The organism is Cedecea sp. FDAARGOS_727 (genome assembly GCF_012273235.1).
Taxonomy (GTDB): Bacteria; Pseudomonadota; Gammaproteobacteria; order Enterobacterales; family Enterobacteriaceae; genus Cedecea; species Cedecea davisae.
The window spans coordinates 2565584-2590007 of the sequence record NZ_CP050966.1 but is presented as its reverse complement, the minus strand read 5'-3'; the positions used below and the strand labels follow the sequence as shown (position 1 = coordinate 2590007).

24 protein-coding genes and 1 other RNA gene are annotated in these 24424 nt (G+C 55.6%); 10 read left to right on the top strand and 15 right to left on the bottom strand.

Features of this window, described 5'->3' with window-relative positions; all coding sequences use genetic code 11:
• Nucleotides 1-177 precede the first annotated feature (177 nt).
• The 3 genes from FOC35_RS12375 (at nt 178) to FOC35_RS12365 (ending at nt 3141) form a co-directional block, all read left to right on the top strand.
• Nucleotides 178-771 carry an HD family hydrolase gene (locus FOC35_RS12375; protein ID WP_172570359.1) on the top strand — a complete coding sequence of 198 codons (594 nt, stop codon included), beginning with the start codon at nt 178-180 and terminating at the stop codon, nt 769-771.
• A gap of 42 nt (nt 772-813) precedes the next feature.
• Nucleotides 814-1542 (top strand): MurR/RpiR family transcriptional regulator, encoded by a 729-nt coding sequence (locus tag FOC35_RS12370; protein ID WP_172569036.1) that lies wholly within the window; start codon nt 814-816, stop codon nt 1540-1542.
• Between the two features lie 165 nt (nt 1543-1707).
• On the top strand, nt 1708-3141 hold the full coding sequence (locus FOC35_RS12365; protein WP_172569035.1) for a 6-phospho-beta-glucosidase: 1434 nt from the start codon (nt 1708-1710) through the stop codon (nt 3139-3141).
• A 29-nt stretch (nt 3142-3170) separates the two neighbouring features.
• On the opposite strand, the gene FOC35_RS12360 is transcribed toward FOC35_RS12365, so the two are convergent.
• Together FOC35_RS12360 and FOC35_RS12355 are read right to left on the bottom strand one after the other, a co-directional pair.
• The gene (locus FOC35_RS12360) at nt 3171-4637 is read right to left on the bottom strand and encodes an ATP-binding protein (RefSeq protein WP_172569034.1); all 1467 of its coding nucleotides are present in this window, start codon (nt 4635-4637) and stop codon (nt 3171-3173) included.
• A gap of 3 nt (nt 4638-4640) precedes the next feature.
• Nucleotides 4641-5354 carry a response regulator transcription factor gene (locus tag FOC35_RS12355; RefSeq protein WP_172569033.1) on the bottom strand — a complete coding sequence of 238 codons (714 nt, stop codon included), beginning with the start codon at nt 5352-5354 and terminating at the stop codon, nt 4641-4643.
• 145 nt (nt 5355-5499) lie between these two features.
• Here FOC35_RS12355 and FOC35_RS12350 point away from each other — a divergent pair, with 145 nt between their 5' ends.
• Genes FOC35_RS12350 through FOC35_RS12340 form a run of 3 tightly spaced genes read left to right on the top strand, consistent with a single transcriptional unit; the run spans nt 5500 to nt 7194 of the window.
• Nucleotides 5500-6111 carry a cytochrome b/b6 domain-containing protein gene (locus tag FOC35_RS12350; RefSeq protein WP_172569032.1) on the top strand — a complete coding sequence of 204 codons (612 nt, stop codon included), beginning with the start codon at nt 5500-5502 and terminating at the stop codon, nt 6109-6111.
• A gap of 10 nt (nt 6112-6121) precedes the next feature.
• Complete coding sequence (locus FOC35_RS12345; protein ID WP_172569031.1) at nt 6122-6883, top strand: molybdopterin-dependent oxidoreductase; 762 nt, start codon at nt 6122-6124, stop codon at nt 6881-6883.
• 38 nt (nt 6884-6921) lie between these two features.
• Nucleotides 6922-7194 carry a pentapeptide MXKDX repeat protein gene (locus tag FOC35_RS12340; protein WP_172569030.1) on the top strand — a complete coding sequence of 91 codons (273 nt, stop codon included), beginning with the start codon at nt 6922-6924 and terminating at the stop codon, nt 7192-7194.
• 42 nt (nt 7195-7236) lie between these two features.
• On the opposite strand, the gene FOC35_RS12335 is transcribed toward FOC35_RS12340, so the two are convergent.
• From FOC35_RS12335 to FOC35_RS12300, 8 genes are all read right to left on the bottom strand, one after another.
• Nucleotides 7237-7980 carry an SDR family oxidoreductase gene (locus FOC35_RS12335; protein ID WP_172569029.1) on the bottom strand — a complete coding sequence of 248 codons (744 nt, stop codon included), beginning with the start codon at nt 7978-7980 and terminating at the stop codon, nt 7237-7239.
• A 58-nt stretch (nt 7981-8038) separates the two neighbouring features.
• Nucleotides 8039-10912 carry an aminomethyl-transferring glycine dehydrogenase gene (gcvP, locus tag FOC35_RS12330; protein WP_172569028.1) on the bottom strand — a complete coding sequence of 958 codons (2874 nt, stop codon included), beginning with the start codon at nt 10910-10912 and terminating at the stop codon, nt 8039-8041.
• A 55-nt stretch (nt 10913-10967) separates the two neighbouring features.
• Nucleotides 10968-11357, bottom strand: coding sequence for a glycine cleavage system protein GcvH (gene gcvH, locus FOC35_RS12325; protein ID WP_016538111.1), 390 nt, complete (start codon nt 11355-11357; stop codon nt 10968-10970).
• Nucleotides 11358-11386: 29 nt separating this feature from the next.
• Entirely contained in the window at nt 11387-12484 is a 1098-nt protein-coding gene (gene gcvT / locus FOC35_RS12320) for a glycine cleavage system aminomethyltransferase GcvT (RefSeq protein WP_172569027.1), read from the bottom strand.
• 437 nt (nt 12485-12921) lie between these two features.
• Nucleotides 12922-14121, bottom strand: coding sequence for an FAD-dependent 2-octaprenylphenol hydroxylase (gene ubiI / locus FOC35_RS12315; protein ID WP_172569026.1), 1200 nt, complete (start codon nt 14119-14121; stop codon nt 12922-12924).
• 12 nt (nt 14122-14133) lie between these two features.
• On the bottom strand, nt 14134-15312 hold the full coding sequence (gene ubiH / locus FOC35_RS12310; protein WP_172569025.1) for a 2-octaprenyl-6-methoxyphenyl hydroxylase: 1179 nt from the start codon (nt 15310-15312) through the stop codon (nt 14134-14136).
• Nucleotides 15309-16625, bottom strand: coding sequence for a Xaa-Pro aminopeptidase (pepP, locus tag FOC35_RS12305; RefSeq protein WP_016538115.1), 1317 nt, complete (start codon nt 16623-16625; stop codon nt 15309-15311). The genes ubiH and pepP overlap by 4 nt, the downstream gene beginning before the upstream one ends.
• 23 nt (nt 16626-16648) lie before the next feature.
• A complete protein-coding gene (locus FOC35_RS12300) occupies nt 16649-17227 on the bottom strand; it encodes a YecA family protein (RefSeq protein ID WP_172569024.1) in 579 nt (192 codons plus the stop codon).
• 168 nt (nt 17228-17395) lie between these two features.
• Between FOC35_RS12300 and zapA the strand changes: the two genes are divergently transcribed.
• The 3 genes from zapA to FOC35_RS12285 all read left to right on the top strand — a co-directional run bounded on the left by zapA (nt 17396) and on the right by FOC35_RS12285 (nt 18567).
• Nucleotides 17396-17725 carry a cell division protein ZapA gene (gene zapA / locus FOC35_RS12295; protein WP_008461599.1) on the top strand — a complete coding sequence of 110 codons (330 nt, stop codon included), beginning with the start codon at nt 17396-17398 and terminating at the stop codon, nt 17723-17725.
• A 41-nt stretch (nt 17726-17766) separates the two neighbouring features.
• Nucleotides 17767-17950, top strand: a non-coding RNA gene (gene ssrS / locus FOC35_RS12290) — 6S RNA.
• A 20-nt stretch (nt 17951-17970) separates the two neighbouring features.
• Nucleotides 17971-18567, top strand: coding sequence for a 5-formyltetrahydrofolate cyclo-ligase (locus FOC35_RS12285; RefSeq protein ID WP_172569023.1), 597 nt, complete (start codon nt 17971-17973; stop codon nt 18565-18567).
• A 39-nt stretch (nt 18568-18606) separates the two neighbouring features.
• Here FOC35_RS12285 and serA read toward each other — a convergent pair whose 3' ends face one another.
• Both serA and rpiA read right to left on the bottom strand, forming a co-directional pair.
• Nucleotides 18607-19845 (bottom strand): phosphoglycerate dehydrogenase, encoded by a 1239-nt coding sequence (serA, locus tag FOC35_RS12280; protein ID WP_016538119.1) that lies wholly within the window; start codon nt 19843-19845, stop codon nt 18607-18609.
• A gap of 303 nt (nt 19846-20148) precedes the next feature.
• On the bottom strand, nt 20149-20808 hold the full coding sequence (rpiA, locus tag FOC35_RS12275; protein WP_172569022.1) for a ribose-5-phosphate isomerase RpiA: 660 nt from the start codon (nt 20806-20808) through the stop codon (nt 20149-20151).
• Between the two features lie 188 nt (nt 20809-20996).
• Here rpiA and argP point away from each other — a divergent pair, with 188 nt between their 5' ends.
• Nucleotides 20997-21896, top strand: coding sequence for a DNA-binding transcriptional regulator ArgP (gene argP, locus FOC35_RS12270; protein ID WP_016538121.1), 900 nt, complete (start codon nt 20997-20999; stop codon nt 21894-21896).
• 34 nt (nt 21897-21930) lie between these two features.
• Here argP and FOC35_RS12265 read toward each other — a convergent pair whose 3' ends face one another.
• The 3 genes from FOC35_RS12265 to mscS all read right to left on the bottom strand — a co-directional run bounded on the left by FOC35_RS12265 (nt 21931) and on the right by mscS (nt 24411).
• Nucleotides 21931-22662 carry an oxidative stress defense protein gene (locus FOC35_RS12265; protein WP_039898806.1) on the bottom strand — a complete coding sequence of 244 codons (732 nt, stop codon included), beginning with the start codon at nt 22660-22662 and terminating at the stop codon, nt 21931-21933.
• 110 nt (nt 22663-22772) lie between these two features.
• On the bottom strand, nt 22773-23408 hold the full coding sequence (argO, locus tag FOC35_RS12260) for an arginine exporter ArgO (protein WP_039898807.1): 636 nt from the start codon (nt 23406-23408) through the stop codon (nt 22773-22775).
• Between the two features lie 142 nt (nt 23409-23550).
• Complete coding sequence (mscS, locus tag FOC35_RS12255) at nt 23551-24411, bottom strand: small-conductance mechanosensitive channel MscS (protein ID WP_016538124.1); 861 nt, start codon at nt 24409-24411, stop codon at nt 23551-23553.
• Nucleotides 24412-24424: the final 13 nt, after the last annotated feature.

Below are 24424 nucleotides of genomic sequence, written 5' to 3'. Positions count from 1 at the left end.
GGCTCCTCCCGGATATTAAGAATAATAACGCAGCATCACTAGCCTAACTGAGAATGATTCCAGTGAACACCTGTAAGCTAAAATAAATATGTGAGCACCGGCTACCGCCGTGATTCGTCAGCCGGAGTGATTTCTTTTACACTTCAGCGACGGTTAAAAACACAGGGAAAAAACATGATGCAGCAGGCATTTGGCGAAATGAGCGCGGTTATCCACTTCCTGGTGGAGATAGACAAACTCAAGCAGGTCCAGCGCCGTACGCGGATTATTGGTCATGAACGGCACGAAAACTCCGCCGAGCACAGCTGGCACTTTGCGGTTGCCGCCATGAGCCTGGCACCTTACGCAGCGGCAGAAGTTAATATCCAGCGCGTGATTCAGATGGCGCTGCTGCACGACATCGTCGAGATAGACGTGGGCGACGTGCTGGTCTATGACCTGGCCGCCCGCGAAGCCATAGCGGAGAAAGAAGCCGCCGCCGCACGCCGCCTGTTTGGTTTATTGCCCGCCCCTCAGGGGCCACAATTTCTTGCACTTTGGGAAGAGTACGAAGCGGGCACAAGCCCGGATGCACGCTTTGCCAGCGCGCTGGATCGTATTTTGCCTATCCTGCTGAATCTGCATAACGAAGGCCAAAGCTGGCGCGAGAACAATATTTCGCTGCAACAGGTATTAACCCGAAACACACAGGTGGGAGAAAGCTGGCCGGAATTATGGCAACATATCGAGCGCCATTTATATCAGGCGCAGGAAAAAGGCTGGCTGCTTTAGCCCGGGCCGTTGGCAAGAAACACATTTGCAGGAAGAGAGAGTATGTTTACCCACGCGGCAATTGCCAGGCTGAACGGCCTGGAAATGTTAGTGTATAACTTTGTCATTAAAAACAAAGACAAAGTGATGTACATGACTATCCGTGAGCTGGCGGACGCCGCGGGCGTTTCCACCACCACCGTGCTGCGTTTTTGCCGCAAGCTTAATTGTGAAGGATATTCTGAATTCCGCGTCCGTTTTAAATTATTCCTGGAGCAAAGCGAATCGCAACCTGCTAATTTAGGCAGCAGCGAAATTATTAGCTTTTTCAAAAGCACCAACAATGAAGAGTTTGATAATCTTATCGACCATGCGGTAGATATAATTTGTGCTTCAGAGCGTATTATATTTGTCGGCGCCGGTACTTCTGGCGCATTAGCTAAATATGGCGCACGCTTTTTCTCTAACGTCGGTAAATTCAGTAACCACATCGACGATCCTTATTTCCCGGTAACTAATGATATGGCACGCAACGCGCTGGCGATTGTACTCTCGGTTTCCGGCGAAACCGAAGAGATCCTCCGCTTCGCCAGCCAGTTCAGCCTGCATCACTGCAAAGTGATGTCGATAACCAGCCACGAAAACTCCTCGCTGGCGAAACTTGCCGACTTTAATATCTCCTGGCATATTTCGCCGGTGCGCATCGCAGGCGTGTACGATATCACCACACAAATCCCCGTAATTTATATTCTCGAAACAATTGGCCGCCGACTGGCGAAAAGAATGTTGTAAAAAAACATCCTGTTTTTTATTTGTGACAAATCACAATTTCCGCTATTTGTTATATCGTGACAATCATTTTTCATTTGTTAGACTCGACGTCAGAGATTATTAACTCGGCGTCGAAATGTGTGCTGTCGCACATTATTTTCAGCGCTAACGGTGAGATGAAATATTATGAAACAACTGAAGTTACCGAAGGACTTTTTATGGGGCGGCGCGGTTGCCGCGCACCAGGTTGAAGGCGGCTGGAACCAGGGCGGTAAAGGCCCGAGCATCTGTGATGTACTGACCGGCGGCGCGCACGGCGTGGCGCGAGAAATAACCCAACAGGTTGAGCCGGGTAAATATTACCCTAACCATGAAGCCATTGATTTCTATGGCCGCTACAAAGAAGACATCAAGCTGTTCGCCGAGATGGGCTTCAAGTGCTTCCGCACCTCCATCGCCTGGACGCGCATTTTCCCAAACGGTGACGAGCAGCAGCCTAATGAAGAAGGCCTGAAGTTCTACGACGAGATGTTTGATGAACTGCTGAAGTACAACATCGAGCCGGTTATTACCCTTTCCCATTTTGAAATGCCGCACCATCTGGTTACCGAATACGGCGGCTGGACAAACCGTAAAGTCGTTGATTTCTTTGTTCGCTTCGCCGAAGTCGTGTTCGAGCGCTATAAGAGCAAAGTGAAATACTGGATGACCTTCAACGAGATCAACAACCAGCGCAACTGGCGCGCACCGCTGTTTGGTTACTGCTGCTCCGGCGTGGTTTATACCGAACACGACAACCCGGAAGAAGTCATGTACCAGGTGTTGCATCACCAGTTTGTGGCCAGCGCCATGGCGGTAAAAATTGGCCACCGCATTAACCCGGAGATGCAAATCGGCTGCATGCTGGCAATGGTTCCGCTTTACGCATTCTCCTGCAAGCCGGAAGACCAGATGTACGCTCAGGAATCTATGCGCGAGCGCTACGTGTTTACCGACGTTCAGCTGCGCGGCTACTACCCGTCCTATGTGTTGAACGAATGGAAACGCCGCGAGTTCAATATCAAAATGGAAGCCGGTGATGAAGAAATCCTGCGCGAAGGCGTCTGCGATTATCTGGGCTTCAGCTACTACATGACTAACGCCGTACAGGCCGAAGGCGGCAGCGGCGATGCGCTTTCAGGTTTCCAGGGCAGCGTGCCGAACCCGCATGTTAAAGCCTCCGACTGGGGCTGGCAGATTGATCCGGTTGGCCTGCGCTACGCGCTGTGCGAGCTTTATGAGCGCTACCAGAAGCCGCTGTTTATCGTGGAAAACGGCTTTGGTGCCTACGATAAAGTGGAAACCGACGGCTCAATCAATGATGACTACCGCATCGATTACCTGCGCGCTCACGTTGAAGAACTGAAAAAAGCGGTCACTTACGACGGCGTGGATCTGATGGGCTACACCCCGTGGGGCTGCATAGACTGCGTGTCCTTCACCACCGGCCAGTACAGCAAGCGCTACGGCTTTATCTACGTGAATAAACACGACGACGGCACCGGCGATATGTCCCGCTCCCGTAAGAAGAGCTTTAACTGGTACAAAGAAGTGATTGCCAGCAACGGCGAGAAACTTTAAAAGTTGGGGCGCTCAGGCGCCCCATTTTTTTAGACAGGCAGACCAAACCGGAAGCAGGCACCGCGCTGCGGCGTATCTACCAGCGCAATATCGCTGCCGTGCAGCTGTAGCATCTGGCGCACTATCATCAGCCCCAGTCCGCCAACCCTGAGGCGGGATTGATTCACAATCGACGGCCGGACAAACAGCCCTTCTTTTAGCTCCTGCGGAATACCCGGCCCGCTGTCGCTGACCTGGACCATCACTTTATCCAGCTCCTTCCATAACCGCACGGCAATCACGCCTTTATCCGGCGTGTGGCGAATGGCGTTATCCAGCAGATTAGTCAGAACACGTTCAATCATGCTGACATCCGCCTCAATTAGCGGCAATCCTGGCTGGATATCGGCCAATAGTTCCAGCTGACGAGTCTGGGCCGGCAGTTCAAACTTCTGGAAAACATCCTGCAGCAGCTCGCTAAGGGAGAAGCTCTCTTTATGCGGCTTCACCACGCCATATTCCAGCCGCGCCAGCTCAAACAGCGACTGCGCCAGCGCACCGACCTTCTGGCTCTGAGCAAGGGCGATATCCAGATAGCGTTTTTTATCCGCTTCGCTCAGGGTAGCCGACATCACGGACAGGCTTTCGAGATAGCCGTGCAGGGAAGTAAGCGGCGTACGCAGGTCGTGAGAGATATTGGCGATAAACTCACGCCGCAGCTGATCCTGCTGGGTCAGGCTATGCCACTGCTCCGATATACGCCCCGCCATAGCAATCACCCCGTGGCGCAGCTGAGCTAGTTCGTCAGCATCTCCGGCGGTACTTTGCGGCAGCGCGGCCATAGCCTGCATCTCTGCCATGCCGCCCGCCTCCAGCGCTTTAACGTGCCGAGAAAGTTCACGCAAAGGGCGTGTTATCCAGCGGAAGGCTAGCCCGCCAACCACCAGCCCCAGCACGCAGACCAAACCAATCAACAGCAGGCTCAGCTTCAGAACGGCATCAAACTGGGCGCTATTTGCCAGTTGGTTATAGGTTTCCCCGAGCAGGACCACATACAGGTAGCCCTCAAGCTTGCCGTCGCGCAGCATCGGCGCAACGCTGAAGACCTTTTGCCCTTCAAGGCTACGAGGATCGTCGCCGTAGAGCGGGAACTTGCCTCCGTTCAGCGCGGCCTGGAGCGGGGCAAGGTCAACCTGATGCCGCTTAATATGCCCGTCGGGCGCGGCATCACCGATGATATTGCCCTGCTTATCCAGCAGGTAAACTTCCACGCTTGGGTTCACGGCCATCAGATGGTCGAACAGCGTGCGCACCGAGTCTTTATTCAGCCCGTCCTGCCCGAGCAGCGGGTAGCTCTGGTTAATGTGCTGAGCAAGGTCGCCGGAAAGTTGCTGGATAACCGCCTGGCTGTACTGCGTGCTGGTTCGCACCTGCAGCCAGCCGAGGAAGGTGCAGGCGGTTAATAACAGCACGGCAAAAACCAGCGTCAGGCGCCGGGAGAGCGTAAGAATTCGCATAGGTTACTCACGTAGCTGGGCGGTAAATTTGTAGCCTTTTCCCCATACGGTGCGAATAAAATTCGGCTCCGCAGGGTTCTCTTCAATCTTGATACGCAGGCGGTTTATATGGGTGTTGACGGTGTGCTCATAGCCTTCGTGCTGGTAGCCCCAGACCTGGTTTAGCAGGTTCAGGCGCGAGAAAACTTTGTCCGGGTGACGGGCAAAAAAGTAGAGCAGGTCAAACTCGCGCGGCGTCAGCTCTACGGGCTGCTGGTTGAGGCGAACATCCCTCGCCAGAGGGTCAATGGAAAGCGGGCCAAAAGTCAGCGTCCCCGCATCAAGCCGCAGGTTCTGGCTCATCGCTTCCTGGCGGCGAAACAGCGCTTTAACGCGTGCCACCAGCTCCAGCATAGAAAACGGTTTTGCGAGGTAATCGTCGGCTCCCAGTTCAAGGCCCAGCACGCGGTGCGTTTCGCTGGAGCGAGCGCTTATCATGATAATCGGCGTGTAGCGCGTCATGCTGCGGGCAAAACGGCAAATCTCTAGCCCGTCCACGCCGGGCAACATTAAATCCAGGATCAGCGCATCCCAGCCGCCCTGCCGGAGCTTTTCCAGCCCGAGGTTTCCGTCTGCGGCGTGCACAATTTCAAAACCTTCTTCCCGCAGGTGAAGCTGCAAAAGCTCGGCGATATTCTCGTCGTCTTCCACGATTAGTATTTTTTTTGCCTGATTCACTTCTTCTACTCCTGCACGCCTGGCTTAGCCAAAGTTTACACAACTCGCGTCGGTTAAGTTGTCACATTTAATTTAACTTTGCGTGAGGCAACCGGGAACAAATTCGGCCAATACTCGCTTCATCGAATCATGAGGAAGCCGGACGATGGAAAGCTCAACGCTGCAAACCGCCCCAACGGTCGTTCACCCTTTATGGCTAAGGCTCTGCCACTGGCTGAATGCCCTGGCGATGCTGATTATGGTGACCAGCGGCTGGCGAATTTATAACGCTTCCCCGCTATTTGATTTTCAGTTTGCCAACGCGCTAACGCTTGGCGGCTGGCTCGGTGGCGCTTTGCAGTGGCATTTTGCCGGAATGTGGTTATTTGCCGTCAACGGTCTGGTTTATTTGCTTTGCAATATCGCCACCGGGCGCTTCAGGCAAAAATACTGGCCCTTATCGCCCGGTGAATTATTGCGGGATGCCCTGGCGGCGCTGCGCGGGAAATTAGCCCACGCCGACCTCAGCCATTACAACATGGTGCAAAAGGCCGCCTATTTATTTGTTATCGCCGATAGCCTGCTGCTGGTTATTTCCGGCCTCGTCATCTGGAAGTCGGTGCAATTTTCACTGCTGCAGGAGTTGCTCGGGGGTTACGACAATGCGCGTTTCATCCATTTTTACGCCATGTCGGCAATGGTTGGCTTTGTGGTTATTCATCTGGTGATGGTGGCGCTGGTGCCGCGCACGTTATTAGCCATGCTTCGTGGCCGCTGAGGAAAAAAACATGAGCGATAAAAATGAATTTCTGAAAGAAGCGACTCAGCTCATTAATAAAAAACTGACTCAGGAAGGCCGCCGCCGTTTTTTAAAGCAGGGGCTGACCCTCGGCGGTATCGCCATGCTCACCGGCTGCGATATTAGCGACAACGCAGAAGTAGAAAGCTCTCTGAACAAAATTTCACGTTTTAACGACCGTATTCAGGCCTGGTTATTTAACGGCAGCCAACTGGCTCCGGTTTATCCGGAAAGCATGATTGACCCACATTTTCCATTCAATGCCTTCTACGGCGAGGATGAAGCCCCCGATATCAACGGCGATGATTACCGTCTTGAGCTGGCCGGGCTAATCAGCGATAAGCGCCCCTGGACGCTGGCGCAGCTTCACCAGATGGCACAGGTCAGCCAGGTTACCCGCCATATTTGCGTCGAGGGCTGGAGCGCCATCGGCAAATGGGGCGGCGTTCCCTTCGCTCTCTTTCTGAAAGGAATTGGCGCGGACCTGAGAGCTAAATATGTCAGCTTCAAATGCGCAGATGACTACAACACCAGCATTGATATGGCGACCGCCCTGCACCCACAAACGCTTATTGCCCTGACGTGGGACGGCAAGATATTGCCGCGCAAATACGGCTACCCGATGAAGCTGCGTATTCCAACCAAACTCGGCTACAAGAACCCGAAATATATTCAGGTTATTGAAGTCACTAATCGCTACCCCGGCGGCTACTGGGAAGACCAGGGCTATAACTGGTTCGGCGGTAGCTAATAAGCAATGACCCCATCATCATTACAAGGAAATACATCATGAAAAAGATCTACGCTGCCCTGCTGTGCTCATCCATGCTGTTTGGTATTGCCGGTGCAAATGCCGCCGATTCAATGAGCAAAGATAATATGGCGAAGGACTCAATGGGCAAAATGACCCATACCTGTAAAGGCGATATGAATAAAGACGGCATGAAAAAAGACTGCATGTCCAAAGGAAGCATGAAGAAGGACGGCATGAGCAAAGACGCTATGGGTAAAGACAGCATGGCCAAAGACGGTATGGCTAAAGACAGTATGAGCAAGCAATAAAGCACGCGCTACGCCAGTCTCACCCTCTTCTGGCGTAGCGAGTTATCTTCCGCCTGCGGCATCAATGAACGTCCCGGTCACGTAAGAAGCCTTACGGCTAAGCAACCATGCAATAGCCTCGGCGACTTCTTCAGGCTGCCCGCCTCGCTGCATTGGAAGCGCTGTTTTCACCCGCTCCACCCTGCCAGCTTCTCCGCCGGCGGCATGCATTTCAGTATAAATAAACCCCGGCCGCACACAGTTAACGCGGATGCCCTGCGCGGCAACTTCGACCGCCAGCCCGGTCGTCAACGTATCTACAGCGCCTTTTGATGCCGCATAATCAACATATTCTCCAGCCGAGCCTAAACGCGCCGCCGCAGAAGAAACATTAACAATCGAGCCGCCTTCTCCGCCGTGTCGGTAAGCCATGCGCTTCACCGCTTCGCGACAGCAAAGAAAATAGCCCGTAACGTTGGTTGCCATAACGCGGTTAATACGCTCGGCGGTCAAATTCTCAATGGTAGATTGCTGAAACAGGATCCCGGCATTATTCACCAGCGCGGTTAACGGCCCGAAGGCGTTGTCTATTTCCGCAAACATAGCCATCACCTGTAGCTCGTCGGCAATGTCCGCACGCAGCGCCAGCGCCTCACCACCGTTGGCGATAATCGCATTGACCACATCGTCCGCAGCCTGCTTATTACGAAGATAGTTAACCACGACTTTATAGCCGTGCTGCGCCAGTAAAAGCGAGGTGGCTTTGCCGATACCGCGACTGCCGCCGGTCACTAAAGCTACGCCCATTTGACCCCCTGTAGAAAAAAGAAAGGGCACCGGAGTGCCCTTGATTCATCTGTAAAAACTATTCGTATTCGCTCATCGGCACGCAGGAGCAGAACAGATTACGGTCGCCGTAAACGTCATCCAGGCGCTTAACGGTCGGCCAGTATTTGTTGCCGTGGCCTGCCGGGAATACCGCCAGCTCGCGGGTATACGGGTGCGCCCACTCGGCAACGATTTCGTCCTGAGTGTGCGGGGCGTTCACCAGCGGGTTATCTTCCAGCGTCCACTCGCCTGCCACCACGCGATCGATTTCGCTGCGGATAGACAGCATCGCGGCGATAAAGCGGTCCAGCTCGACTTTGCTTTCTGACTCGGTCGGCTCAACCATCAGCGTACCCGCAACCGGGAACGACATGGTTGGCGCGTGGAAGCCGAAGTCGATCAGGCGTTTAGCGATATCCAGCTCGCTAATACCGGTCTCTTCTTTCAGCGGACGAATATCCAGAATGCATTCGTGAGCCACGCGGCCGTTGGCACCGGTATACAGCACCGGATAAGCCGACTTCAGGCGGGTCGCAATGTAGTTAGCGTTCAGGATAGCCACCTGGCTTGCTTTCTTCAGGCCGTCCGCGCCCATCATGCGGATGTACATCCAGCTGATTGGCAGAATCGATGCGCTGCCGAACGGGGCCGCAGAAACCGCGCCCTGCTGGGTCAGCATCTCTTCAATTTGCACCACGCTGTGGCCCGGAACAAACGGAGCCAGATGCGCCTTCACGCCGATAGGACCCATGCCTGGGCCGCCGCCGCCGTGCGGAATACAGAAGGTTTTGTGCAGGTTGAGGTGCGAAACGTCCGCGCCGATGTAGCCCGGAGAGGTGATCCCGACCTGAGCGTTCATGTTCGCGCCGTCGAGGTAAACCTGGCCGCCGAACTGGTGAACAATCTGGCACACTTCGCGGATGGTTTCTTCGTACACGCCGTGGGTAGACGGGTAAGTCACCATGATGCAGGAAAGCGCTTCACCCGCCTGCTCGGCTTTAGCACGCAGATCCTGCAGGTCGATATTTCCCTGCTTGTCGCAGGCCACAACGATCACTTCCATGCCTGCCATCTGGGCGGACGCGGGGTTGGTGCCGTGTGCGGAGCTTGGGATCAGGCAGATATTACGGCTGCCTTCGTTGCGGCTTTCGTGGTAGCGGCGGATAGCCAGCAGGCCAGCGTATTCGCCCTGCGCGCCGGAGTTCGGCTGCATGCACAGCGCGTCGTAGCCGGTCAGTTTAACCAGCCAGTCGGAAAGCTGGGCGATCATCTGATGGTAGCCTTCAGCCTGGTTTGCCGGGCAGAACGGATGCAGCTCGGCGAATTCAGGCCAGGTGATTGGGATCATTTCCGCGGCGGCGTTCAGCTTCATGGTGCAGGAGCCGAGCGGGATCATCGCCTGGTTGAGCGCCAGATCTTTACGCTCCAGAGAGTGCATGTAGCGCATCATCTCCGTTTCGCTGTGGTAGCGGTTGAATACCGGGTGAGTCAGGATCTCGTCATCGCGCAGCATTGGGGCCGGGATCGAGTTGCTGTCGTTGGCAACGTCGCGATCCAGCTTGTCGATATCCAGGCCGTGAGCATCGCCCAGCAGCACGTCGAACAGCGCCGCCACGTCTTCACGGGTGGTTGATTCGTCCAGCGTGATGCCAACGGCGTTATGAATGTCGCTGCGCAGGTTGATTTCACGCGCTTCAGCGCGAGCCAGCACCGCGGCTTTGTCAGCCACTTCTACGCACAGCGTGTCGAACCAGTGTTTATGGCGCAGAACCAGGCCTTTCTGTTGCAGGCCGGCTGCCAGAATATCGGTCAGGCGGTGAATACGACCGGCGATGCGTTTCAGGCCAGCCGGGCCGTGGAATACGGCATACAGGCTGGCAATGTTCGCCAGCAGCACCTGAGAGGTACAGATGTTGGAGTTCGCTTTCTCGCGGCGAATGTGCTGCTCGCGAGTCTGCATTGCCATACGCAGAGCGGTACGGCCAGCGGCATCGCGGGATACGCCGATAATACGGCCCGGCATGGAGCGTTTAAACTCGTCGCGCGCGCCGAAGAATGCCGCGTGCGGGCCGCCGTAGCCCATAGGCACGCCGAAGCGCTGGGCAGAGCCGAACACGATGTCCGCGCCCTGTTTGCCCGGAGCGATCAGCATCACCAGAGTCATAAAGTCTGCCGCCACGCTAACCACAACTTTACGCTGCTTCAGCTCGGCGATCAGGGCGCTGTAGTCGTGAACTTCGCCGGTGGTGCCAACTTGCTGCAACAGCACGCCGAACACGTCCTGGTGATCCAGCACTTTAGCCGCATCATCAACGATGACGTCAAAGCCGAAGGTTTCAGCGCGGGTACGCACCACGTCCAGCGTTTGCGGATGCACGTCGGCAGCCACAAAGAAGCGGTTCGCGTTTTTCAGCTTGCTGACGCGCTTAGCCATCGCCATCGCTTCGGCGGCGGCGGTAGCTTCGTCCAGCAGCGAGGCCGAGGCGATATCCATCCCGGTTAAGTCCAGCGTCACCTGCTGGAAGTTCAGCAATGCTTCAAGACGGCCCTGGGAAACTTCCGGCTGATAAGGCGTGTAGGCGGTGTACCAGCCCGGGTTTTCCAGCATATTACGCAGAATCACCGGCGGCGTCTGAACCGCGGTATAACCCATGCCAATGTAAGTTTTGAAACGTTTATTGCGGCCTGCGATGGCTTTTAATTCAGCCAGCGCGGCGAATTCGGTAGCAGCGCTGCCAATCTGAGGCGGTTCGGCAAGCTGGATATCCTGCGGAACGATGCTGGCGATGAGCTCGTTGAGCGTCTGCGCGCCTACGGTGTCCAGCATCTCTTGCTGCTGCTGTGCGTTCGGGCCAATGTGGCGGTCGATAAACGCTTCGTGATTCTCTAGCTGACGTAAAGACTGGGTCATGAGCGGTGATTCCTGAAGTGTTTTCCCCTCTCCCCGAAGGAAGAGGGGTTAAAAATTACTCGTCTTCTAACAGCGCTTCGTAAGCAGAAGCGTCCAGCAGCGCGGCAACCTGCGCTTCGTCACTGGCTTTGATTTTGAAAATCCAGCCCGCGCCGTAAGGCTCGCTGTTCACCTGCTCCGGGTTGTCGCTCAGTGCGTCGTTAACCGCAACGATTTCGCCGCTGATTGGAGCATAAATGTCGGAGGCGGCTTTAACAGACTCGGCAACCGCGCAGTCGTCTCCTGCGGAAACGGTAGCGCCCACTTCAGGCAGGTCGATGAAGACCATGTCACCCAGCAGGCCCTGCGCGTGTTCGGTGATGCCCACGGTGTAGCTACCGTCGGCTTCTTTACGCAGCCATTCGTGCTCTTTGCTGTATTTCAGTTCGTTCGGCACATTGCTCATTGTTCTCTCCTGATACCTGATTTTAAAATTTAAAGCGCAACCGGCTTACCGGCGCGAACAAAAATAGGTTTAGTGACTTTGACCGGCATTTCGCGGTTACGGATTTGAACCACCGCCGTTTCGCCAATACCTGCCGGGACGCGGGCAAGCGCAATGCTGTAACCAAGCGTCGGCGAGAAGGTTCCGCTGGTGATAAAGCCTTCACGGGCGTTGCCCTGAGCGTCGGTAAAGCGTACCGGCAGATCGTTACGCAATACGCCTTTTTCGGTCATGATTAAACCGACCAGCTGCTCGGTGCCGTTTGCCTTCTGGGCTTCCAGCGCCTCGCGCCCGATAAAATCACGATCTTCCGGCTGCCAGGCAATCGTCCAGCCCATGTTGGCGGCCAGCGGAGAAACGCCTTCATCCATTTCCTGGCCGTAAAGATTCATGCCCGCCTCAAGACGCAGCGTGTCGCGTGCGCCCAGGCCGCAAGGCTTAACACCCGCTTCTACCAGGTGCGCCCAGAACTCGGCTGCTTTTTCATTTGGCAGCGCGATTTCGTAACCCGCTTCGCCGGTGTAGCCGGTGGTGGCGATAAACAAGTCGCCGGACTGCACGCCAAAGAACGGCTTCATGCCTTCCACAGCTTTACGCTGCTCTTCGCTCAACAGCGTAGCGGCTTTTGCCTTAGCATTTGGCCCCTGCACGGCAATCAGCGAGAGGTCGTCGCGCACGGTAACGGACACGCCAAACGGTTCCGCGTGCTGGTTAATCCAGGCGAGATCTTTTTCGCGGGTTGCGGAGTTCACCACCAGGCGGAAATAGTCTTCGGTCAGGAAGTAGATAATCAGGTCATCAATAACGCCGCCGGATGCGTTAAGCATTGCGGTGTAGAGTGCTTTGCCCGGCTGGGTCAGCTTGGCTACGTCGTTGGCGACTAAATAACGCAAGAATTCACGGGTGCGGCTGCCGCGAAGATCGACAATGGTCATGTGGGAAACGTCGAACATACCGGCGTCGGTGCGCACGGCGTGGTGTTCATCAATTTGCGAGCCGTAGTGCAGCGGCATCATCCAACCATGGAAATCAACCATGCGCGCGCCGCACAGCGTATGCTGTTCAAATAAGGGGGTCTGTTGAGTCATCTTTTCCTCTTTAACCATCTGGTTGCAAAGCGGATTTGGCTTTGCCAACCGTCAGACGAAACCCGGCACCGCCACCGTTCCCCGATAGCGACGCAAACGTTACCTTTGCCCTGAACTTACCACCGAACGGAGGCGTAAACCATAAGCGAAAAGCGGTCATTGCATTAGCTTATGACCAAAATGGAAGAGGGAGTGTGCAGAGTTATTCACTGTAAAAATGCGATAAGCTCCACATTAACAGCAGGTATTTGAGGCGGAATTTAGCACTGGCTAACATTTACGACCATTTCAGAAACAAAATCACTACATCTCTAAAATCGTAAGATTAGAAAATGTAATCCGAGATCTGCCCTGAGATTAGAATATTTCAAACGAGGGGAAATGCTCCCTCCCCGGTCATCGGGAAGGGAAATGTGACGAGGTTATCACTTAGAAATTCAACGTAGCCAGGAAGGCAAATCTTGCAGCCCCATCGCTTGACGGATCAGCTGCGGTTTTACACCCGGCAGTGTATCGGCGAGCTTGAGGCCAATATCACGCAGCAGCTTTTTCGCCGGGTTGTTTCCGGCAAACAGATCCCGGAACCCCTGCATGCTGGCGAGCATTACAGCCGCGCTATGCTTGCGGCTGCGCTCATAGCGGCGCAGATACAGGTGCTGCCCAAAGTCTTTCCCTTCTCGGTGCAGGCGGCGAATTTCGGCAATCAGCTCTGCTGCATCCATAAAGCCGAGGTTTACCCCCTGCCCGGCCAGCGGATGAATGGTATGCGCCGCGTCGCCAACCAGCGCGAGGCGATGCCCGGCAAAGCTGCGAGCGTAGCGGCCCGTCAGCGGGAAGACCTGACGCTCGCTTTCGACGCTGCAAAGGCCGAGTCGCATATTGAAGGCGACGGAGAGCGCCTGATTAAACTCGTCATCCGTTGCTTGCTGCATGCGTTGGGCTTCCTGCGGCGACAGCGACCAGACAATTGAGCACAGGTGCGGGTCGGACAGCGGCAAAAATGCCAGGATGCCGTCGCCGTGGAACACCTGCCGCGCCACGGCCTGATGCGGCTCATGGGTGCGAATAGTGGCGACCAGCGCATGGTGGCGATAGTCCCAGAAAGTCAGCGGAATATCGGCCTTATTGCGCAGCCAGGAGTTAGCACCGTCAGCGCCGACGACCAGCCTCGCGGTAAGCATTGCGCCGTCTTTCAGGGTCAGAAACGCTTCGTTTTCGCCCCATGCGACCTGCTGAATGTCTGCCGGAGACATCAGCGTAACGTCTGAACACTGCTCCGCGCGCTGCCAAAGCGCATGGTGAATAACCGAATTCTCGATGATGTGGCCAAGATGGCTGAAGCCAAAGCTTTTATCGTCGAAGGCAATTTGCCCGAAGCTGTCCCGGTCCCAGACTTCCATCCCGTGATAGCAGCTGGCCCGCTCGAGGATCTTCGGCCAGGCGCCCAGATGAGCAAGAAGTTTTTCACTGGCCGCATTAATCGCCGACACCCGCAGCGCAGGAGCGGCATCGGGCGCAGGCGGCTGCGGAAGGTGGCTTTCAATTACCGCGACGCGCAGGCCGCTGCCCTGAAGCCCGCAGGCTACGGCCAGCCCCACCATACCGCCGCCAACAATGGCCACATCAACGCTTTGCAAATTGACTCTCCTTTAACGCGCAACCCAGCCAAGGGTACGCTGAGCCAGCACGTCTCGTGCCGGAGTAAAATGTTCCATCGCCATCAGGCCGAGATTTCGGCCAACAACCAGCGGCGCCCAGCGGTTCGCAAAAAGCTGAACCAGCCCGTCGGTCACGCCGATAGTTGCCGCTTTATCCGCAGCCCTGCGCTGCTGCCAGCCGGTAAGCACCTCAAAACTACCAACGTCCTGAGCGGCTACGTGTGCCGCCGTCAGCTCCTCCGCCAGCGACATAACGTCGCGCAGGCCGAGGTTGAACCCCTGTCCGGCAATCGGGTGCAGCGTTTGTGCGGCGTTGCCGACCAGCGCAAGACGATGAGAGACCGACTGAGAAGCCGTAGTCAGCGCCAGCGGATAGTGATGGCGCGCGCCAGCATGGGTTATACGGCCCAGCCGCCAGCCGAAGGCCCGCTGTAGCTGTTGGCAAAATTCGGCCTCGCTCCAGCTTTCTACTTCGGCTCGCGCTTCAAGCGCATGGCACCAGACCAGCGAGCAACGCCCGTCGGACATCGGCAACATCGCCAGCGGCCCGTGTTCGGTAAAACGCTCAAAAGCACGGCCATTGTGCGGTTCAGAAGTAGTGATGTTGGCTATCACCGCAACCTGCTGATAACTCTGCGGTTGCCAGACGATGCCGCACTGAGCGGCCAGCGCCGAGCGCGTGCCGTCGGCGGCAACCAGCAGTTGCCCGTGCAGCTCACGACCGTTGTCGAGCACCACGTTGACGCCATCCGCCTCGCGGGTAAACGACGTAACGCGCTGCGGGTAATGCAGCGTTACGCCAGCGGCCTTACGCAGCAAAGCAAATAAACGCAGCCCAACATCGTGCAGCTCTACCACCTGCCCGAGAGCGTCTATCTGGTAATCTTCCGCTTCCAGCGTGACAAAGCCCGCATGTCCTTTATCGCTAACGTGCACGGTTTTAATTGCCGTGGCACGGTCTGAGATAGCGGGCCAGATACCGATGCGGTTTAGCTGCTGGCAGGTGCCCTGCGCCAGCGCGATGGCACGGGCGTCAAAACCAGGATGCGCGGCCGAGTCCGGCGCAACCGCTTCAACCAGGTGCACAGGAAGCTTGCCGTTAGTCAGCCGGGAGATAGCCAGGGCGAGCGTCGCGCCCGCCATTCCACCACCCACGATAATTACGCTCATTGTTGGCGTGCCGCCGCCATCAGCGCTTCGATATCATCGGCGGACTTCACCACGCTGGCGGTCAGGTTTTCATTGCCGTCAGCGGTGATGACGATATCGTCTTCAATACGGATGCCGATACCGCGATATTGAGCAGGCACGTCCGCATCCGGCGCGATATACAGGCCAGGCTCAACGGTGATTACCATGCCCGGCTCCAACACGCGGGAGCGGTCCGGACCGTAGAAGCCGACGTCGTGAACGTCCAGCCCCAGCCAGTGACTCAGGCCATGCATAAAGAAGGCGCGATGAGCGTTATCGGCGATAAGCTTTTCAACATCCCCTTTCAGGATGCCCAGCTTCACCAGCCCTTTCACCATAATGCGCACCACTTCCGCGGTGACAGCCTGCATGGTCGTTCCGGGACGATATAGCTTCAGCGAGGTTTCAAGAGATTCGAGAACAATGTCATAAACCGCACGCTGCGCGGGGCTGAATTTACCGTTAACCGGGAAGGTACGGGTGATGTCTCCGGCATAGCTTTGGTATTCACAGCCGGCATCAATCAGCACCAGGTCGCCGTCGCGCATTTGGCTTTCGTTTTCGGTGTAATGCAGGATACAACCATTCTCGCCGCTGCCGACGATGGTGGTGTAAGACGGGTAACGAGCGCCGTGGCGGTTGAATTCGTGATGGATTTCGCCTTCAAGCTGGTATTCAAACATCCCCGGGCGGCAGGTCTGCATGGCACGGGTATGCCCAAGCGCAGAAATTTCCCCGGCGCGGCGCATAACGGCAATCTCCTCTTCTGATTTGAAAAGGCGAAGCTCATGAACCGTTGGCCGCCAGTCGGTCAGGCTGGCAGGAGCAGACAGATTCTGGCGCGAACCGCGACGTAGCTTATCCAGCGCGGCAAAAACGAGATTATCTGCGTAGTCGTACTCACCCTGAGCGTGGTAAACCACATCCAGCCCGTTTAACAGCAGGTGCAGCTGCTCACCAATCTCGGCAAACGCCAGCGCGCGGTCAACGCCCAGCTTCTGCGGCGCATTCTCCTGGCCAAGCCGACGGCCAGACCAGATCTCAGCATTTTTATCCCGCACGCGGTTAAACAGCACGCTATGGTTATGCGAGGCGTCGCTTTTAATCAGCACCAGCGCGGCTTCAGGCTCGTTAAAGCCGGTGAAGTACCAAAAATCACTGTTCTGCCGATACGGATATTCGCTATCGGCATTACGTGTAACCTCGGGAGCCGCGAAAATAATCGCAGCGCTGGCCGGAGCCATTTTAGCCAGTAACGCCTGACGGCGACGGAGAAACTCCTGCTGATTCATCACATCTCCTGACACGGTTAAGATTAGTGGAGCGTTGGCTTGCGAACCTCGGGCGCGGTTGGCACCGGGCGAGTAAAGGTATCGTGGCAGAGCAGCGCGGCAACGCGCACATACTCAATGATTTCTTCCAGCGACATCTCAAGCTCTTCCTGGTCTTCATCTTCGTCATAGCCCAGTTGAGCGATGTTACGCAGATCGTCGATAGCTTCCCCGGTTTCGCCGGTGACTTTATCAAGCTTGGTCTGCGTGACGCCAAGGCCCAGCAGGAAATGGTTCACCCAGCCGGACAGCGCATCCGCGCGGTCAAACACCGTGGCATCATCACCCTCAGGGAGATAGAGCTGGAACAGGAAGCCTTCATCTTCCAGCGCGTCGCCAATTGCGCCATGCATCTGGCGCAGAGTGTCGGCGAGATTCTGGCTGAAGGCCAGACCTTCATTGGTCAGGTCATGCAGCAGCGCTTGCCAGCTGCTGTCTTTATTGCCGCCGCACAGCATGCCGCTGATTAAGCCGTGCATTTCCGCAGGCGTCAGGCCCACACCTTGTTCGTTCAAAAGTTGGCTTACTGCGTCGTAGCCCGGCATCGTGTTCTGTATAGACATGCGCATTCGTCGTCGTTGGCAGGATTAGTGTGTGTTATGCTACCACCAGGACCCCCGCAGATACCAGAAAAGGGCTTGTATCTTAATATCGGGATAGCTATAGTGGCGCCCCTTCCGTTACCGCGACCGGTAGCGTTAAGGCAGGCGAGTAAACAGCAGGAAGGTAGCATGTCTGCACAACCAGTCGATATTCAAATTTTCGGTCGTTCATTGCGCGTGAATTGTCCGCCTGAACAACAGGATGCGCTGAATCAGGCTGCGGAAGAGCTGAATCAGCGGTTGCAAGATTTAAAAGTTCGCACTAGAGTCACAAATACCGAGCAGCTGGTGTTCATTGCGGCGTTAAACATCTGCTATGAGCTGGCTCAGGAAAAGTCGAAAACCCGTGACTACGCCGCCAACATGGAAGAGCGTATTCGGATGCTACAGCAGACCATTGAACAAGCGCTGCTTGAACAGGGTCGCATCGCAGACCGACAGGGTCCAAAGTTTGAATAACACTTCGCAGTTGACTATGGTAGAGTAACTTCGAAGACAAAATTTCTCTGAGATGTTTGCAAGCGGGCCAGTCCCCTGAGCCGATATTTCATACCACAAGAGTGTGGCGCTCCGCGGTCGGTGAGCATGCTCGGTCCGTCCGAGAAGCCTGAAGACCATGACGACACACTCACCTTGAACCAAGGGTTCAAGGGTTACAGCCTGCGGCGGCATCTCGGAGATTCCCTCTTTACTACCCGGCCATCATGACGCATATCCCGTTATTCTCAACGCAACGTCAGGACATTCGCCAAACCATCCGGCAACAACGCCGGGCGCTCACTCCCGCTGAACAAAAAACCTTTGCCTTACAGGCTGCTGAACGCATGCTGGCGTTTGAGCCGGTTGTCCGTGCGCATACCGTGGCGCTGTTTCTTTCCTTTGATGGCGAGCTGGATACCGGGCCGCTGGTTCAGGCTTTATGGCAGGCCGAAAAAGAGGTTTACCTCCCGGTTCTTCACCCTTTCAGCCCGGGAAATCTGCTATTTCTGCGCTATACGCCGCACGGCGAACTGGTGCGGAACCGTCTGAAAATTCTTGAGCCAAAGCTGGATGTTCGCGACGTTCTGCCGCTCAATAAGCTGGACGTACTGATCGCGCCTTTAGTCGCCTTTGATACCAAAGGCCAGCGGCTGGGCATGGGAGGAGGATTCTACGATCGCACGTTGCAAAACTGGCGGCAGCACGGTCTGTATCCGGTTGGCCTGGCGCACGATTGCCAGCAGATTGCCGAATTACCGGCCGAAGAGTGGGATATTCCTTTGCCTGCCGTGGTGACGCCTTCGCGCCTGTGGCAGTGGTGACAGCCTCTCCCCCACGGGAGGAAGAGGCTTAGCGATAAATCAGTACAGCAGGCGAGCGCGGATGGTGCCCGGAATCGCTTTCATTGACTTCAACGCCCCTTCAGCCACTTCTTCCGATGCATCGATATCAATAACGACATAGCCCATCTGCGACGTGGTTTGCAGGAACTGAGCGGCGATGTTAATCCCCTGCTCGGCGAAAATCTGGTTAATTGCGGTCAAAATCCCCGGGCGGTTTTCATGAATGTGCAGCAGACGGCTGGTTGTGCCCCCGTGCAGCGGGAGGGAAACTTCCGGGAAGTTAACCGCAGACAGCGTTGAACCATTATCGGAATATTTCGCCAGCTTGCCCGCCACTTCGAGACCGATGTTTTCCTGCGCTTCCTGAGTAGAACCGCCGATGTGCGGAGTCAGAATAACGTTGTCGAACTCGCACAGCGGAGAGTTAAACGGATCGCTGTTGGTTGCCGGTTCGGTCGGGAATACGTCGATTGCCGCGCCGGAAAGATGTTTGCTGGCGAGCGCGCCGCATAAAGCAGGAATATCCACCACCGTGCCGCGTGAAGCGTTAATCAGCAGCGCGCCCGGTTTCATCAGCGCCAGTTCGTTTGCGCCAATCATATTTTTAGTAGAAGCATTTTCCGGTACGTGCAGGCTGACAACATCGCTCATATTCAGCAGATCTGAGAGATGCTGAACCTGAGTCGCGTTGCCCAGCGGCAGCTTGTTTTCAATATCGTAGAAGAAGACATGCATGCCCAGAGATTCAGCCAAAATCCCCAACTGAATACCGATGTGACCATACCCGATGATCCCCAGCTTTTTGCCACGAGCTTCAAAAGAACCCACGGCCAGCTTGTTCCACACGCCGCGGTGCGCTTTGGCGTTAGCCTCTGGAATACCGCGCAGCAGCAGCAGCAGTTCGCCAATGACTAATTCAGCAACGGAACGGGTGTTAGAGAACGGGGCGTTGAACACCGGCACACCGCGCTTAGCGGCAGCCTCAAGGTCAACCTGGTTAGTCCCGATGCAGAAGCAGCCGACGGCCACCAGCTTTTCAGCCGCTGCAAAGATTTCTTCGGTCAAATGAGTGCGGGAACGCAGGCCAATGAAATGTGCATCACGGATCGACTCTTTCAGCGCTTCGGTATCCAGCGCGCCTTTGTGGAACTCAATATTGGTGTATCCGGCTGCACGCAGGCTATCCACCGCTTTCTGGTGTACGCCTTCAACCAGCAGGAATTTAATTCTGTCTTTTTCCAGTGATACTTTTGCCATTTCCCGACCCTATTTTTAGTGCTGTTGTGTTAATGCTTAGGCGGTGATGCGCCACCGCCTATAAGTTACCCTTCTGTCAAAATATCAAAATCTACGTGCGGGGCAATATGAACGATTGCGTCGCTGTGCTGGCGAGAAGGAATAACGGGGCGGGAGTCAGAATAAAATGCTGGTAGCGAGAGAGAACCAGGAACGAATCACAGCACTGTTACCAGAATGTGATATATGTCACCAAATTTGCCGTTAAAATAATTTGTCATTTTTTATACGGTTTTTTGGGGCGCAGGACGCGCCCCGGTCAGATCATTTTACGATGGTTTTCACGCCATCGGCGGTCCCTATCAGGGCAACATCCGCCCCGCGGTTGGCAAACAGCCCCACGGTCACCACGCCCGGAATACCGTTGATGTTATTTTCCAGCTTAATCGGCTCCATGATGCTCAGGCCGTGTACATCAAGGATAATGTTGCCGTTATCGGTCACTACGCCCTGGCGATATTCAGGGCGGCCGCCCAGTTTAACCAGCTCGCGAGCAACGGCGCTGCGCGCCATGGGAATCACTTCAACCGGCAGCGGGAAGTTGCCGAGAATATCCACCTGCTTGGATGAGTCCGCGATGCAGATAAACTTATCCGCAACCGAGGCAATGATTTTTTCACGCGTCAGGGCTGCGCCACCGCCTTTGATCATCTGCATCTGGGCGTTGATTTCATCCGCGCCGTCAACATAGACCCCCAGAGAATCAACCTCGTTGAGGTCAAAAACGGTGATGCCGAGACTTTTCAGTTTCGCGGTGGAAGCGTCGGAGCTGGAAACGGCGCCATCAATCTGGTGCTTGATAGTGCCCAAAGCATCAATGAAGTGCGCGGCGGTTGAGCCGGTGCCTACGCCAACAATGGTGCCCGGCTGCACGTACTGGAGTGCTGCCCATCCGACTGCTTTTTTCAGTTCATCCTGCGTCATAATTTTATGCCTGTGATGTGGAAACTGACGCGCATTATAGAGCATGCGCCGGGAAAATGTCCCCGGGATTGCGGCAATGCTGACGTCATCACGTTCAGGCAGCACCTGCGTTTGCTGATTTGGTCTGAATCAACGGCAAATTTATGTCATAGTGCTCGCACGACGAAATCAGGAGTAAGTGAACAACAATGAAACGCCCGGACTACAGAACGCTGCAGGCGCTGGATGCGGTAATTCGTGAACGAGGATTTGAGCGCGCGGCGCAGAAGCTGTGCATTACTCAGTCGGCAGTATCACAACGTATTAAGCAACTGGAAACGATGTTCGGCCAGCCATTGTTGGTGCGCACCGTGCCGCCCCGCCCGACGGAGCAAGGGCAGAAACTGCTGGCCCTGCTGCGCCAGGTTGAGCTGCTGGAAGAAGAGTGGCTGGGCGACGAGCAAACCGGCTCCACGCCGCTGCTGCTCTCCCTGGCGGTTAACGCCGACAGCCTGGCAACCTGGCTGCTTCCGGCTCTGGCGCCGGTGCTTGCCGACTCACCTATCCGCCTGAATCTTCAGGTTGAAGATGAAACCCGAACCCAGGAGCGGCTGCGCCGTGGCGAAGTGGTTGGCGCGGTTTCTATTCAGCCTCAGCCGCTGCCGAGCTGCCTGGTCGATCGCCTCGGCGCGCTGGATTATCTGTTTGTCGGCTCAAAAGATTTTGCCGAGCGCTACTTCCCCAACGGCGTGACGCGCTCCGCGCTGCTGAAGGCTCCGGCGGTGGCGTTTGACCACCTCGACGATATGCATCAGGCCTTTTTACAGCAGAACTTTGACCTGTCTCCGGGCAGCGTACCGTGCCACATCGTTAACTCTTCGGAAGCATTCGTGCAGCTGGCACGCCAGGGCACAACCTGCTGCATGATCCCACATTTGCAGATTGAGAGAGAGCTGAATAGCGGAGAATTGATCGACTTAACGCCTGGGCTGTTGCAGCGCCGCATGCTTTACTGGCACCGTTTTGCGCCGGAAAGCCGCATGATGCGTAACGTGACGGATGCCCTGCTGGAGTATGGGCACAAAGTGCTCCGCCAGGATATGGAATAAAAACAACCCTCTCCGTTAAGGAGAGGGTAACGTCTTACTGGGCAGCAGGAGCCTGCGCGCCCTGGAGCTCAAACACTACGTCTACCTGGTCATCAAACTGAATAGTCTGCTGGTCATAGGTATCCTGAGCGGAAACCGGCGCTGCCGCGTCCGCCTTCATCATGCGCACCATCGGCGCTGGCTGGTAGTTAGAAACGTGATAACGCACGCTGTACACCGAACCCAGCTTGCTGTTGAAGCCTTCGGCCAGCAGCTTAGCCTGACGGGTTGCGTCGTTGATGGCTTCTTTACGCGCTTTATCCTTGTACTCTTCAGGATGCGACACGCCAAGAGAAACGGAGCGGATTTCGTTCAAACCAGCCTTTAGCGCGCCATCCAGCAGCTCGTTCATTTTATCCAGCTGACGCAAAGTCACTTCAACCTGGCGTACCGCACGGTAGCCTTTCAGCTGGGTTTTACCGTCTTTCAGGTAATCATATTCTGGCTGAGTGCGCAGGTTAGCCGCGTTGATGTCTTTCTTCTCAACGCCGTTTTTCTGCAGGAAGCCAAGATACTGCGCAACGCGGTCGTCGGCCTGTTTCTTGGCGGAAGCGGCATCTTTAGCGGACACATTCACTTCGATAGCAAGCGTGGCGATATCAGGCACTGCATCAACGCTGGCTGTCCCGGAGGTGACTACGTGAGGGCCGTTAGGCAGCTCGCCCGCCTGAACCGATACAGAACCTAATCCCATCATTGCGGCTAATGCTAAAATTTTAAACTTCACTGTAACTCCTCCGTGCTACGTTCCACTGTGATTACGCCGGAAAATAAACTCCCGGCGTCTGCCAGCAAGCTTAGCCTGAAATAGTAACTTGTCTATCGGATAAAGGCGAATTAGCCCATCAGCGCCGAGATATGCTGCACGCCGTCCCACGCCAGCTGAGAGGCGATAAACCACATCACCAGCCCGACCACACCGTTGATAATCCGCTGCGCTTTCGCGGTGCGAAGGCGTGGAGCCAGCCAGGCGGCGAGAATAGCCAGACCATAGAACCAGATAATCGAGGCGCTAACCGTGCCCAGCGCAAACCAGCGCTTTGGCTCTTCCGAAAGCTGGCCGCCAAGGCTGCCCAGCACCACAAAAGTGTCGAGGTAGACATGCGGATTAAGCCACGTCACCGCCAGCATGGTGACCACAATTTTCCAGCGTCCCTGCTTCATGACCTGCGCCGAAGCAAGCTCAAGGTTGTTGCTCATCGCCGTGCGAAGCGCGCCCCAGCCGTACCACAGCAGAAACGCCACGCCGCCCCAGGTCACCAGCGCCAGTAGCCACGGAGACTGCATCAGAATGGCGCTACCGCCAAAGATCCCGCCGCAAATCAGGATGATATCGCTCAGCGCACACAACGAGGCAATCATCAGGTGATACTGGCGGCGAATGCCCTGATTCATCACAAAAGCATTCTGCGGCCCCAGCGGCAGTATTAGCGCCGCCCCAAGTGCAACCCCCTGAAAATAATAAGATAACACGCTAACTACCCTCAAATTATCAATCACTGACCGGGAGTGTAATGCGCAATTATTATTAGAGGAAATTGTTAATTTTAATCACCAATAAGGGAAGCTAATATTGAAAGGTAAAAGAAAGGCCGACAAATGTCGGCCCTGAGGATTACGCGTTTTCAGTTTCGTTGGTTTTACGAACGTGAACGTCCATTTGCGGGTAAGGAATGCCGATGCCGTTGGCATCCAGCCCCTTCTTAATTTGCTCCAGCACGTCCCAGTAGACGTTTTGCAGGTCGCCGCTCTTGCTCCAGGCGCGCACCACAAAGTTCACCGAAGAAGGCCCCAGTTCGTTAACGCGCACCGTGATATCTCTATCTTTCAGCACGCGCTCGTCACGGCTAACGATGTCGGTAAGGATCTTCTTAACCTGATCGATGTCAGCATCGTAGGAAACGCCAATAATAAATTCATTACGACGTACCGGTTCGCGGGAGAAGTTGATGATGTTGCCGGCAATAATTTTACCGTTCGGCACCACCACGATTTTGCCGTCAACGGTACGCATGGTAGTAGAAAAAATCTGTACGTTGAGTACGGTTCCGGCGATCCCGCCGAGGTCAACATACTCACCGGTCCGGAACGGACGGAAGGTCACCAGCAGTACGCCAGCCGCAAGGTTGGACAGCGACCCCTGCAATGCCAGGCCAACGGCCAAACCCGCAGCACCCAGCACCGCGATGACCGATGCGGTCTGCACCCCGACCCGGCTCAGGGCCGCGATCAGCGTGAAGGCGATAATGCCATAGCGCACCAGCGCGGAAAGGAAGTCGGCTACGGTGCTGTCGATGCCCCGGGCCAGCATCAGGCGGTTTACCGTGCTGGATATCAGGCGGGCAATAATCATCCCGATAATGAGAATGGCGATGGCGGCGACGATGTTAACCACGTAGCTCAGCAGGAGCTCCTGATTTCGCGCCAGCCATCCTCCGGCATTATGAATACTGTCTACTACGTTGAGATCTTCCATTTACTGTTCCTTG